General features: G+C 50.1%; 12 protein-coding genes. All 12 read right to left on the bottom strand.

The window, feature by feature from the left end; translation table 11 throughout:
- Positions 1 to 929 precede the first annotated feature (929 nt).
- Positions 930 to 2,174: a beta-ketoacyl-ACP synthase gene (locus DK423_RS10145; protein WP_061886808.1), complete on the bottom strand. Its 1,245-nt coding sequence runs from the start codon at positions 2,172 to 2,174 to the stop codon at positions 930 to 932.
- Positions 2,175 to 2,206: 32 nt separating this feature from the next.
- Positions 2,207 to 2,935, bottom strand: a complete 729-nt coding sequence (gene fabG, locus DK423_RS10140; RefSeq protein WP_005557533.1) for a 3-oxoacyl-ACP reductase FabG — start codon at positions 2,933 to 2,935, stop codon at positions 2,207 to 2,209.
- A 49-nt stretch (positions 2,936 to 2,984) separates the two neighbouring features.
- A complete protein-coding gene (locus DK423_RS10135) occupies positions 2,985 to 3,428 on the bottom strand; it encodes an ApeP family dehydratase (RefSeq protein WP_005557532.1) in 444 nt (147 codons plus the stop codon).
- Positions 3,421 to 4,644 carry a beta-ketoacyl-ACP synthase gene (locus DK423_RS10130; protein WP_005557529.1) on the bottom strand — a complete coding sequence of 408 codons (1,224 nt, stop codon included), beginning with the start codon at positions 4,642 to 4,644 and terminating at the stop codon, positions 3,421 to 3,423. Before DK423_RS10130 ends, DK423_RS10135 begins: the two co-directional genes overlap by 8 nt.
- An 8-nt stretch (positions 4,645 to 4,652) precedes the next feature.
- Positions 4,653 to 5,132 carry a hypothetical protein gene (locus tag DK423_RS10125; RefSeq protein ID WP_032996686.1) on the bottom strand — a complete coding sequence of 160 codons (480 nt, stop codon included), beginning with the start codon at positions 5,130 to 5,132 and terminating at the stop codon, positions 4,653 to 4,655.
- 129 nt (positions 5,133 to 5,261) lie between these two features.
- Positions 5,262 to 7,535: an MMPL family transporter gene (locus DK423_RS10120; protein ID WP_061885779.1), complete on the bottom strand. Its 2,274-nt coding sequence runs from the start codon at positions 7,533 to 7,535 to the stop codon at positions 5,262 to 5,264.
- A 6-nt stretch (positions 7,536 to 7,541) separates the two neighbouring features.
- Positions 7,542 to 8,126: a LolA family protein gene (locus tag DK423_RS10115; RefSeq protein WP_005557522.1), complete on the bottom strand. Its 585-nt coding sequence runs from the start codon at positions 8,124 to 8,126 to the stop codon at positions 7,542 to 7,544.
- On the bottom strand, positions 8,123 to 8,569 hold the full coding sequence (locus DK423_RS10110; RefSeq protein WP_005557520.1) for an acyl-CoA thioesterase: 447 nt from the start codon (positions 8,567 to 8,569) through the stop codon (positions 8,123 to 8,125). Before DK423_RS10110 ends, DK423_RS10115 begins: the two co-directional genes overlap by 4 nt.
- The gene (locus DK423_RS10105; protein ID WP_061885778.1) at positions 8,566 to 9,492 is read right to left on the bottom strand and encodes an LpxL/LpxP family acyltransferase; all 927 of its coding nucleotides are present in this window, start codon (positions 9,490 to 9,492) and stop codon (positions 8,566 to 8,568) included. The genes DK423_RS10110 and DK423_RS10105 overlap by 4 nt, the downstream gene beginning before the upstream one ends.
- Complete coding sequence (locus tag DK423_RS10100) at positions 9,489 to 10,211, bottom strand: glycosyltransferase family 2 protein (RefSeq protein WP_005557512.1); 723 nt, start codon at positions 10,209 to 10,211, stop codon at positions 9,489 to 9,491. Before DK423_RS10100 ends, DK423_RS10105 begins: the two co-directional genes overlap by 4 nt.
- Positions 10,211 to 11,572 (bottom strand): AMP-binding protein, encoded by a 1,362-nt coding sequence (locus tag DK423_RS10095; protein ID WP_005557510.1) that lies wholly within the window; start codon positions 11,570 to 11,572, stop codon positions 10,211 to 10,213. Before DK423_RS10095 ends, DK423_RS10100 begins: the two co-directional genes overlap by 1 nt.
- Positions 11,569 to 12,114 carry a COG4648 family protein gene (locus DK423_RS10090; RefSeq protein WP_005557509.1) on the bottom strand — a complete coding sequence of 182 codons (546 nt, stop codon included), beginning with the start codon at positions 12,112 to 12,114 and terminating at the stop codon, positions 11,569 to 11,571. The genes DK423_RS10095 and DK423_RS10090 overlap by 4 nt, the downstream gene beginning before the upstream one ends.

Genomic DNA, 12,114 nt, shown 5'->3' with positions numbered 1-12,114 from the left:
CAGTCTGTCGTAGATAAACTCAATCTAAGACCACGAAAGTGTTTAGGCCGGAAAACACCTTATGAGGTTTACTTTAAAAAATTGTTGCACTTGGTTTGACAATTCAAGAGTAAAAATTATTAAATTAAATCTAAATATCACATTGTTAACATGTCAAAACGAAAAGAAAGGTCATCTTGCAATAATCTTCAGAACATCAAACTATTGTTGAGTATTTATAAGCGGATAGTACCATTAGTAATATATCCATTACTATAATGCAGATCATTTTTATTCATCATTTCGCCTTTGGATTTACCTACAGGCCGATTTTAAGTTCCTCTTTTGTGCCCTACCCGTGATGATGGACCTTAGCGATTGTTCCGTCTATATAGGTATATTCCATATCGACATCATCATATGGAAAACAGTTGACTAAGATCTATCGGCGATAGTGTTGTGAACATTATTCCAATTGCCAAACTCGACAGCTGGATTGCACCAGGGCTATTCTACGAAAAATCCACAGTACTGCTTTGAAGGGAAAACAGTTATCCTCGGTGTAACAGCCTACACCGCTTGTCTTCGCATAAGTTCGATTTTACCCATTGGACACCAGTTAGGGAGTATCTAATCATAACTGTATGATAAAAATAATATCTAAATGCTTATAGGTGTTAGTAGTAAGAAAATTTGTAATGCAAGAATATTATTTCCTCTTCAAGTTTGAGTATTTAATAGCTTTTTGTGAGTCTAAGAAGTATACATGTCGGAAAATAGAGTGGTGTTTTCACATTTTAAAAAGTTAATGTAAAAGCTAAAGGCAGGATAGCGATACGAGCCTAAAAGTGATACACCTTGCTGAAATATATGTTCTGTGCGTAACCAGTATGCTATCAAGAAGTTTGATAAATGATAATATCCACACAGATTTTTAATAGTTGTTCAAATCACGCCTGCCAGCGTTTAAAAATCAATGAGGTATTCACGCCGCCGAAAGCAAAATTATTGTTCATCACATAATCCGTTTCGATATGGCGCCCGTCCCCTTGAATGTAATCCAATTTGCCGCAGCGCGCATCAATATTATCCAGGTTGATGGTCGGCGCAAACCAGGCGTCGCGCATCATTTCAATGGAAAACCAGGATTCCAGCGCGCCGCACGCACCGAGGGTATGCCCTAAATAGCTTTTTTGCGAGCTTAACGGCACCTTGCCAAACACCGCTTCCGTCGCCAAGGTTTCGGCAATATCCCCTTGTTCCGTCGCCGTGCCGTGTCCGTTGACATAGCCGATTTTTTGCGGCAGCAACCCGGCATCTTTTAATGCCAATTCCATGCAGCGTTGCATGGTGTCTTTTTGCGGGCGGGTGACGTGTGCGCCGTCGCTGTTTGCGCTGTAGCCCACCACTTCCGCAATAATATTCGCCCCGCGTGCCAGGGCGTGTTCCAGTTCTTCCAGCACGAAAATCCCCGCCCCTTCGCCGATCACCAAGCCATCACGATCGTTATCATAAGGGCGCGGTGTTTTACTCGGATTATTCACATTGCGACTTGCCGCATACAACGAATCAAACACATAAACTTCCGACGGGCAAAATTCCTCAGCGCCGCCGGCAAGCATCATGGGAATCAAGCCGTATTTGATGGATTCATAGGCATAACCAATGCCCTGACTGCCGGAAGAACAAGCGCTGGAGGTGGGAATAATACGCCCCGTTAAGCCAAAGAAAATGCCGATATTGGCGGCGGTGGTGTGGGGCATCATACGCACATAGGTGTTGGCGTTGAAGCCGTCGGATTTGCCGGTCATCAGGAGCTCGGCGGCATCTTTAATATCATTCGTGGAACCGGTGGAAGAACCGCACGCCACGCCCATTCTGCCGTCTTTGAGATAGGCAAGAATATCGCCGTTTTCGTCCAGTAAATCGGCACTCGCCAGCGCGCGTTCGGCGGCTTCAACAGCGAATTGCGACACCCGCCCGAGGCTGCGTAATTGTTTGCGGTTCCAATGTGACGGCGGCTGATAATCATGAATTTCCGCGCCTAAACAGGCTTCCAGTTCAGGATAACGTTCCGCCCAATCCGCTTTGGCTTGCACGGCGTTTTGTTTGCGTTGGAACGCCGTTTTAATGTCCTGCCATGTTTTGCCGAAGGCGGTAACGGCGCCAATGCCGGTAATCACAACTCGTTTCATCTTTTTTTCTCGTTATTCAATTAGCAAATAGGTCAGCACAAACCGCCGTTCACGGCGATCACTTGGCGGGTAACATACGCGGCTTTTTCATCCATCAGGAAATTCACTGCGTGTGCCACTTCTTCAGGATCGCCCATGCGCCCGACGGGAATCATTTTCAGGATCTCATCAATAGGCACATTTTCATCTAAAATATCCGTATCAATTAAGCCCGGCGCCACGCAATTCACGGTAATCTTGCGTTTCGCCAGTTCCATCGCCAGCGCTTTCGCCGCGCCGATAATACCGGCTTTGGAGGCGCTGTAATTGACCTGACCGCGATTGCCGATTAAGCCCGACACGGAGGTAATGCACACGATGCGTCCCGCTTTACGACGGCGAATCATCGGCATCATGATCGGGTGTAGCACATTATAGAAACCGTCCAGATTCGTGCGCAAAACCCGATCCCAATCCTCATCGGTTAACGCCGGGAAGGCGTTATCACGGGTCAATCCCGCATTCAGCACCACACCGTAATAAGCGCCATGGGCTTCCACATCGGCGGTAAGCGCGTCTGCGACCGCACTGCGGCAGCTAACGTCAAACTGTAACACGCGGGCATTTTGCCCCAGTTCACGCACGGACTGCGCCACCGCTTCCGCTTCTTCCACACGGCTGCGGCAATGCACCACAATGTTAAATCCTGCCTGCGCCAAACGTAAGGCAATGGCTTTGCCGATGCCGCAGCTGGAACCTGTAATTAAAACTGTTTCGCTCATATGATTTCCTTAGATTGCATAAAAAGTGCGGTGGTTTTTGGCGGTAAATTTACACCTGCGGTCGGAACACGTTCAATGCGCCTTCCACAATCACCTGTTGGCTGACCGCATCAATTAATTGGCTATCAAACACGCCGAAACCCGTGGCATCTTCAATGGAAAGCTTAATTTGAATGCGTAATTTGCTGCCGATGGCAATGTCCGGCTGATGAATACTGAGTTTGCGTGAGCCGATCCAATAGCCCAAGGTGATGGGTTTGCCGGCACGCACGCATTTGCAACCTGCCCAGGCGGCAACCCCTTGCGCCATGATTTCTGCGCCAAGAAAACTTGGCAACCGATTGTCTTTAACCAACAGGTTATCGGGACGCACTTCCGCTTCCGCCACTAAGAAATCGTCCCCGAAATCCGTGACCCGATCCAATAAAATCATTTTGCCGCTATGTGGCACCAAAGGCGCAATGTCGGTGATGGGGCAAGTTAAATCAAGCATCTCGTTCTCCTAAAATCAGCACCGTGTTATTGCCGCCGAAAGCAAAAGAACTGCTCGCGCCGATACGGGGTTCGCCGCGCCAATGGCTGTGTTCGTCGGTAATAGCAATTTTCGGCAACGCGGGATCCGCCTGTTTGTCCCACAATTGCGCCGGCAATTTGCCCTGCGGGTTCAGTTTGCGGTCGATGATGCCCCATAAAATCGCGGCTTCCACTGCACCGGCGGCGCCGAGGGTGTGTCCGGTGTAAGGTTTGGTGGTGGTGCAAGGCGTGTTGTCGCCGAAAACCTGATGCACCGCCAAACTTTCCATTTGATCATTATGCACCGTTCCCGTGCCGTGCAAATTGATCCAGCCAATGGCATCGGCGCTTAGTTCAGAAGACACCAACGCGGCGCGAAACGCGCTGATTGCGCCCTCGCCTTCGGGGTGCGGGGAAGACATATGATAAGCATCGCTGCTGGCGCCGTAGCCCAGCAATTGAATCGCCGTGTCATCTAATTTTTCCCGACTCATGACGAAAACGGCGGCGCCTTCGCCGAGATTAATCCCGTCGCGGTTCACGGAAAGCGGATTGGAACGCTTATCGGATAAGGCGGATAAAGAACCGAAACCGCTGATGGTGAGAGGCGAAAGCTCATCTACACCGCCGCAAATGACCGCATCACATAAAGCAGCGTTCAACAAACGCGCCGCGCTAATCAGCGCTTTGGCGCCGGAGGTGCAGGCGGTGGAAATGCCGTAGCTCAATCCCTGCAAGCCGTATTGATAGGCAACGAAATCGGAAGGCGCGGAAAAATATTGCTGCTGTTGTTTAAACTCCACACCAGACCAATCATCATGACCGACGGCATATTTAAACACCGGCACGTTTTCGTCCACACCGGTGGTGGAGGTGCCGATAACCACGGCAATGCGTTGGCGTCCGAAGCGGGCAATCGCCTGTTCGATTTGCGGTTCAATTTGTGCTAAACAATGCCACAACAGCTGATTGTTGCGACTTTGATGTATCGCCGGCAAGGTTGCCGCAAACGGGCGTAAAGGCACGTTCACTTCACCGAATACGCGGGCTTTTCCTTCGGTGTGATACAACTTAAACGCCGAATCGGAAAGCGCCAATGGGGAATCGTCGGCAGCCAGTAAACGCGTAATGTGCGTTTCAATGCCATCGCCGAGGCTGCTCAAAATAGCTGGTTTACTTAGATAAAGTGCGGTCATTTTTTCCTTTAATTTAATTCTTCAATACGCCAACGGCTGTCATCCGCCAGGTGAATTTCGATCTGCGGCGGACGCAATGTAATCCGCCAGACTTTGTTATTCCGAATAAAATAATCGTTGCCCTGCGCCACAGGTTCAACCCGACTGAAAGCAAACAACGATTGTTGCGGGTTTAATGCCGTCGCCAAGGCGGAAAACAAACGGCGCGCCTGCTGATTCGGCATGATAAAGCCGTCATTCTGCCAGCCTTGCGGCGTTAAAATCACCCGAGCCAAGGGCGCACCTAAGGGATCCGTTTGCACCCAGCGCCATTGTTGCACTTCGGTTTGCAACGTCAACAGGCTGGCTTGTTGCAACTGATGTTGCGCATTTAACTGCTCCACTTTAAACACGCGCACCGCCTGTTGTTGCGGCGGCAACCGTTCCACCTGCGGCAACGAGCTGCACGCGGTCAGCCAAAAGCAAAACAACAAGGCAAGGTATTTCATTATTTCGCCACAAACGGATTTTCCGTATTCCGCGTACCACTCGCTAGAATGGAACAACGATTGCCGGCAAAGGAAATCAACCATAGCCATAAATCACCACATCAAATTGTTCCATTTGGATTCTCCGAATTAACGTAATAGTTTAAAAGTCAGGATGACGCTCAATAACACACCGAGGCTCACGCTTAAACCGAAGGAAGCCACCGCCGGTGTGGAGCTCAGCCCCAATAATACGAAGGAAATGAGGGTTGTCATTGCCGCCAATAATACCGCAATGTATTTGCCGTATAAAGGCTCATTTGCAGTTTGCACATACGCGGTGTAGTCAATGCCGATGGCCGATACCAGCAACAGCCCGAACATGGTAAATAAACTGATGGGCAACCCAATCCAGCCGAAAATCGCCACGGTGATGACAATGGCGCACAAGGGCGGAAGCAACATGGTGAAGGTGCATTTAACCCCGAACAAACGCCACAACAACACACCGGCGAAAAGGAACGAAAGCACTTTCAGCCACGCCGCCTGATCGCGGGTTTGCTGAAACGCCTGATTCAAGTGCGCCCGCTTATCCTGCCAGAAAATATCCTGTTGATTTGCCAAATGGGCAAGGGAAACGGTACTGTGTCCGCTCACCTGCACGATGCCTGCCACCTGATTCTCTGCCAATTTGCCTAAATAGAGCGGTTGCCAGGCTTGCCCGACGGTAGATTGCAACGCCTGCTGTAAGGATAACGGCGGTTGTGCGCGCAATTCCCGCAATGCCTGTTGTAATTTTTCCGCCGGTACGCCGATGTCATCCAACACAGCGAAATCCTGCGGTTTAAGTTTTTCCTGTAATTCCGTTATAAATTGCCGCTGTTGCGCTTCCGACATCATCCATTGGGACAGGGCGCGATAAGGGATTTGCCATTCATCCAGTTTTTGGGTCAACGCCCGTTCTTTTTCCAATAAGTCATCGTCGTTGTCGGCAAGCACCAGGAAATAACGGTTGCCCAACTCCACCCCGGTTAAATCCCCGATTTGCTTCGCCTCGTCCAACATCGCCTGCGGCATGGAAACCCATTGGAGAATATCGTCACGCCATTCGGAACGATACAAACCGACGCCGATAAATATCACCCCCAGCAGCAGCGCGATACTGCCCGGTCGGCGGGCAAAAAACGTTTCCAAAATCCACCGCACTTTTGGATTCGGGACGCGCGGTTTGTTTTGATAACGGCGGAATAAAGCAGGCAGAAAAAGCAAGGTGGCGAGCATTGCCGTGATTAACGCGACGGCGGAGAAAAGTGCGGTCTGTTTTAGCACCGGCAGTGCGGTAAAACCAAGCAAGCCGTAGCCCAGCAGCGTTACCAACAGGCTAATCAGAAAAGTAAAGCGCAGCTTTTGCATCGCCTGCACGGCGTGCCATGGTTGATGAAATAAGGAAGACGCTAGCCAGTGCAGCGGAAAATCAATCAGCACGCCAATTAAACTGGTGCCGATAACGATGGTGAGAATATGAATTTGTCCGAAAGCAAAAATCGTGGCGGTGACGCCGCATAACATGCCCGCTATAATCGGTAAAAACAGCCACAACACGCGCACCGTTCTGAACACGAACAACAACAGCAACAGCGTCAGGCTCACGCCCAAGGCGCTCATCAGGGAGCTTTCCCGTTCCGCTTTGACTTTGGCGTCAATGGCGAACAAGGCGGCGCCGGTCACTAACATGTCGCCCTGTTCCGTTTCAACGGCTTGGCGATTTTGCGTTAAAAGTGCGGTCAGATTTAACGACGGATCGATAAGATTTCCCTGTTGCAGCACGCCACGTAACAGCACCCGGGTTTTACCCTTGTCCGTGAGATACAACATACCATTTTCGGCATGCCATTGAATTGTTCCCTGCAATTGCGCCTGTGGCAAAACGAACCTGCCGAAACCGAGCCAATCCTGATCCAACGGAAGCAAATTGGTTTGCGCGAAAGGATTCATGATCTGCTCGGCGTAATGTTGGAAATAATCCTGCGGCGCATGAAGCAACTGATGGCGAACGTATGGTGGCAAAGTGGCAAGGCGTAATCGGGCGATTTCGGCACGCAGCGCCGTAAGATCCGGTTGCATTTTGGCATCCACCCGGGCAAATAATCCGCTCTTTTGCCATTGCTGCGCAACCTGTTCCGCCAGCTGAAATGCCTTTTGCGGCGATGAATGCCCCACGAAGGAAATAACTTGTTGATTGAGTCGCGCTTCCTGTTGGGCATCCGCCTGCACTTGCACGGCAGTCCAACCCTGTTCTTGCGGCAGCAGGGCGCGCAAATCCGTTTCCAACCAATCGCCTTTTTTCACCGCGTAACCAAAGAGCAACAATGTCGCCGTCAGGAACAGGGCATACAGAACGGAAAGTGCGGTGGATTTTTTCATCGTTTTTTATTCTAACGCGGATTGTGCGAACGCCGCCAAAGGCTGATTTTGTTGAACATGATCAAATTGAATATGGGTTTTGTCGCCTTGTTTTTCGTTTAATACAATGGCTTTCACCACCTCATCACCTTGAATCTGAATGTCGGTAAAAATCTGTTTCATCAGCAAGGAACTCGGGGTTAAGGTCAATTGCCAGTTTTTCGCTTCACCTGACAACGCCACCTCAAACTGCGCTTTCAAACCGGAAATGTCGCCCGACAACAGCCCCAGAAAAAGATTGATTTGTTCCGTCTGCCCCATTTTGCCGTTTGCCACCCATTGTTTGCCGTACCATTGCATAATACCGTCGGTTTTCACCCGCAGTTGATTGGCGAAAGGTTTTTCCATCTGCCATAACAAGCCTTTTTTCGCCAACAAGGTGAACCTACCCTGTGTAGTGATGGGCTTGGCAAGGGATTTGAGAAAACGCTGCTGGGTGAAGTTACCCTGCACGTTTTGCGGGGTTTGCAGCAAGGTGATTAATTCCGCTTCGGAAAAGGCAAACGTCAGCGGGCTGAAAAACAGGCAGCAAAATACGAAAAACGTCCTCATGATGCGTTCTCCGCCTGAAAAGTGCGGTGATTTTCCACCGCACTTCGCCAGCACGGCGGGGTTTGCAGTTGCATTTCGCCGCTTTTGATTTCCACCGCCACTTGGGTGGTGCTGCCGCTGGTGAGTTTTTGATTGGTCGCCACATCACGAATCAGGTAATCAATGCGAATGCAGCTTTCGTATTCCACCAACGCCAGTTCCACCCGAATTTTCTGGCGGAAAAGGGTCGGTTTCACATATTTCAAATTTAATTGCACCACCGGCCAGCCGTACCCTTTTTCTTTCATCACATCATAAGTGTAGTGAATCTCTTCCAGAAAGGCACAGCGCGCCATTTCCAGATATTTCACATAATGCCCGTGCCACATGACATTCATGGAATCCACGTCAAAAAACTGAATTTCATATTCGGAAGTATGATGGCAGTAAACGTGTTTTTTCATTTTGAATAATCGTCCCAGAAATCGTAAAAATTAAACCAATAAAGCGGATTTTCTTCGCATTCTTTGGCAAGAATATAGGCATATTGTTGCATGGCGCGTTTGATATTCTCGTTGCGCTGTTTGCCTCTGCCTTCAATAGGCGGGGAAAAATGGCGTAATTTTAAATGGTATTCGCCGCGTTTTTTCAAACAGAACACAGTGTTAATCGGCGTTTTCAACAGGCTCGCCAACAACCACGGGCCTTGCGGAAAGGTTGCCGGTGAACCCAGAAAATCCGCCTGTTCGGTTTTATTGCCGCGCACTGGAATGCGATCGGCGGCAATGGCGATCCACTCGCCACGTTCAATACGTTCGTTCAATTCCAGCATTTTTTGCGCGTCCAAATCTTCCACCTGAATTAACGGCAACGAAGTGGCGCCCGCCTTTTCCAAGGTCTCGTTAAATGCCTGCGCATGGCGATTATGCACCAAAATATTCAGGCGGAAATTGCCGTGATGCCCGCTGTCCACCAGCGCGCGGCAAATTTCAATATTGGCGAAATGGGAACAAATCAGAATCTGCCCGCGTCCTTCGGAATGAATGTCACGATACACGTTATCGCTGTCGTCCAAAATCAAATCGGGATAACGGATTTTTTTCTGCCACACGGCAAAGCGATCGGCAATGGCTTCGCCGAACGCCAGGAAATGGCGGAATAAGGCGTAGCGGGGCAAAGTCAGGTGCGGGAATGTGCGCTGTAAACGCTGATGATAACGGCGAATGTGGCGACGTGCTTTTGCGGAGGTGAGGAAAAAATAGCTCACCACGATAAAGGTCACGATGCGAATCACCCAAAGCGGGCAATATTGCACGATCAAACGGGTCAAATTTAAGAAAAACTTACTGCCCCGTTCATGTTGTTGCGCCCAATGTTGTGAAGTCATACTTTTCGCCCCGTGCAAATGCGCCCCAGCATACCAAAAAATAATCGGGTGTGCAGTTTGCTGATTTCCCAGTTATCGGCAAATCCGCGAAAATGCGAAATGCCGCCCGGCTCATAGCGCACCGGCGTATCCACCCACACCAGCGGGATTTGGTGCCAGTGGGCTTTCACCAAAATACCAATATCAAAATCCATACGATTGCCGAGGGACTCCTGTTGCATGAGCGATAAAACGGAGGCTAGAGGATACAACCGAAAGCCGCACATGCCGTCTTTAATATCCAGGGAAAGGGTGTGAATGGCATTCCAGAAATCGGTGATTTTTCGCCCGTACAGGCGCGCTTTCGGTGCGTCGTCGCTATAAATAGGGCGACCGCAAATAAGTGCGGTGGGATTTTTTTGCATTTCTGCGATCATCTTTAACACATCGGGCAAGTGATGTTGCCCGTCCGCATCCACTTGTACAGCATGGCTGAAACCCATATCAACCGCAAGGCGAAAACCCGTTTTCATCGCCGCACCTTTGCCGCTGTTGGTCGGGCAATAATGCACGAAAACCTCGGGCTGTTGTTGCAGCGTCCGTAATACGCTCAGGTGCTCTTCGGCGGAGCCGTCATCCACGACCAAAACGGGCAAATCCAAGGCGCGCAACTGCCGCACCACATTGCCTACGGTGGCGGAATGATTGTAATGAGGAATAATCACAATGACCTTTTGCATTAAAAATGCTCCTCTTTTTCCGCTAAAAAGACCTGATTAAACGCGTTTTTACTGATTTTTGATTGGCTGTTGCGCGGCAATTCCGTGGTGAATCGCCAAAAACGCGGCAAGCCGGCGCGCTCTTGGGTTTGCATTAAAAATGTGCGTAATTCATTAACCAAGTCATGGCGCCCCTGTTGTTGGTACGCCGCAATGCCCGTATCATTCAAGGCGACCCAAGCCGCCAGGCGTAAATGCTGCGGATGTTGCGCTACATAGCAATCCGTCACCCAGGGATGACGCAATAAATGCTGTTCGATGTTAACTAAGGAAATGCGTTTATCGCCGAATTTCACAATGCGATCAAGACGCCCCGACAAATTGAATTTGCCGCCAATCAGCTCGGCAGCATCGGCGGTTTGTTCACGTTGGTTGAGCCACTCAGATTCCACCCACAATGCCCCTTCTTCGTTTAAGCCTACTTGGGTAAGCGGGGTCGGTTGCCACAAGCCGTCATCGGCACGAAAAGCGATGGCGCCGGTTTCCGTGCTGCCATAGCATTCGATCAGCGTGATGCCTAATCGCTCACGAATGGCATTGCCTACATCGGCGGGCAATACGCCGCCGGAGGAAATGATGCCTACAAAGGGGCATTGTTTTAATTTCGTGTCGGCTAAATTTAAACGGGTCAACAACGCCGGACTGCTAATCCACACGGTTCTCGGCGCCAACAGACTTTCTTCGATTAAATATTCCGGATAAGGCAACTGCTTGCGGGCAATGCTCCAGCCCATGGTGAGAGGCAGCATAATGCGATAGGACAAGCCGTAATGATGCTGTGCGGAAACGCTGGACACCAAATGTATGCCGTTGCTGGCAGGGAAAGGCAAGGATTGGCGAATCGCCGCCGATTCCAGCCACATTTGTGCGGCGGTCTTCACCAGAATCTTCGGCTGACCGCTGCTGCCGGAGGTTTTCAGCCAAATTTCCGTTTGCAGATGAGGACTAAAGTGCGGTCGTTTTTCCCAGTGTTTTTTCAAGACCTGTTGCGTAATGCCATACTCGGCGAACAACGCGTCATCCAACAAAAAATCGGCGTTTTCGTTGATCCATTGCTGATTTTCCGCCAGTAAATTAGGCGGCAGTAAAATCCGCACACCGGCATGAAAACACGCCAGCATGGCGCAGGCAAACAAGGCGGCATCCTCAAACCAGAACGCCACGGATTTCACGTTATCCTGTGTCAACTGCTCAGCAATTTGCCGTGCGTGCGCACGAAAATCCGCCCATTGCCAATCGGGGTTGCGCGCAATCAGCGCGGTCCCATCGCCTTGGTCACGCCATAAATCGGGGATATTCAAAAAATGTAGGTTATTCATCATGTTTGTTGTTTTTTGACTTTTTGTCGAACCAGCCATTCGCCCGCCATCACCACGCCGATGAAGCAATAAGAAAGCACGCCGGTGTATAACGCCCAGAAATCGTAATATTTCAACCAAATAGCCGAGGCGGTAATGACGATATTAATCACGAAGACGCCACACCACAGTTGGGTTACTTTGCGCGTATAACGCACACCGGCTTCGCTTAAATCGGGCGTTTGCAGACGGGCGAGACGCTCCACCACGGTTTGTCCGCGCCACAGGCTGTCGCCGAACAGGGACAACATTAAGCCGTTAATAATAATGGGATACCAAAACATGGTTTCAACGGAACGGGTAATGCCCACCACCGCCAGAATCAACGCCATCACCCAAGCGAAATAGCGTTGCCCTTGTTGTTGGAACAAGCCCTTCGCCGCCCACAGTAACGCCATTATCCAAGGCAGGTAAAACAACGGCGTTTGGTCTTCGGCAAACAGCCAAATGATGGGATAAGCCACGCCGGTGAGGCTGAGTAATACGTTAATAAGCACTTTCATCAT

The sequence above is a fragment of the Aggregatibacter actinomycetemcomitans genome, from assembly GCF_003130205.1.
In the GTDB taxonomy this organism is placed as follows: domain Bacteria; phylum Pseudomonadota; class Gammaproteobacteria; order Enterobacterales; family Pasteurellaceae; genus Aggregatibacter; species Aggregatibacter actinomycetemcomitans_A.
Note: the sequence above shows the minus strand (reverse complement) of the source record. Positions and strands in the feature narration are given on the sequence as shown.

Excerpts from the sequence above, each read along its gene's own strand:
- fabG (WP_005557533.1), bottom strand. The coding sequence starts at position 2,935 with ATGAGCGAAACAGTTTTAATTACAGGTTCCAGCTGCGGCATCGGCAAA.
- DK423_RS10120 (WP_061885779.1), bottom strand. The coding sequence starts at position 7,535 with ATGAAAAAATCCACCGCACTTTCCGTTCTGTATGCCCTGTTCCTGACG.
- DK423_RS10135 (WP_005557532.1), bottom strand. The coding sequence starts at position 3,428 with ATGCTTGATTTAACTTGCCCCATCACCGACATTGCGCCTTTGGTGCCA.
- DK423_RS10115 (WP_005557522.1), bottom strand. The coding sequence starts at position 8,126 with ATGAGGACGTTTTTCGTATTTTGCTGCCTGTTTTTCAGCCCGCTGACG.
- DK423_RS10145 (WP_061886808.1), bottom strand. The coding sequence starts at position 2,174 with ATGAAACGAGTTGTGATTACCGGCATTGGCGCCGTTACCGCCTTCGGC.
- DK423_RS10095 (WP_005557510.1), bottom strand. The coding sequence starts at position 11,572 with ATGATGAATAACCTACATTTTTTGAATATCCCCGATTTATGGCGTGAC.
- DK423_RS10105 (WP_061885778.1), bottom strand. The coding sequence starts at position 9,492 with ATGACTTCACAACATTGGGCGCAACAACATGAACGGGGCAGTAAGTTT.
- DK423_RS10090 (WP_005557509.1), bottom strand. The coding sequence starts at position 12,114 with ATGATGAAAGTGCTTATTAACGTATTACTCAGCCTCACCGGCGTGGCT.
- DK423_RS10125 (WP_032996686.1), bottom strand. The coding sequence starts at position 5,132 with ATGAAATACCTTGCCTTGTTGTTTTGCTTTTGGCTGACCGCGTGCAGC.
- DK423_RS10100 (WP_005557512.1), bottom strand. The coding sequence starts at position 10,211 with ATGCAAAAGGTCATTGTGATTATTCCTCATTACAATCATTCCGCCACC.
- DK423_RS10130 (WP_005557529.1), bottom strand. The coding sequence starts at position 4,644 with ATGACCGCACTTTATCTAAGTAAACCAGCTATTTTGAGCAGCCTCGGC.
- DK423_RS10110 (WP_005557520.1), bottom strand. The coding sequence starts at position 8,569 with ATGAAAAAACACGTTTACTGCCATCATACTTCCGAATATGAAATTCAG.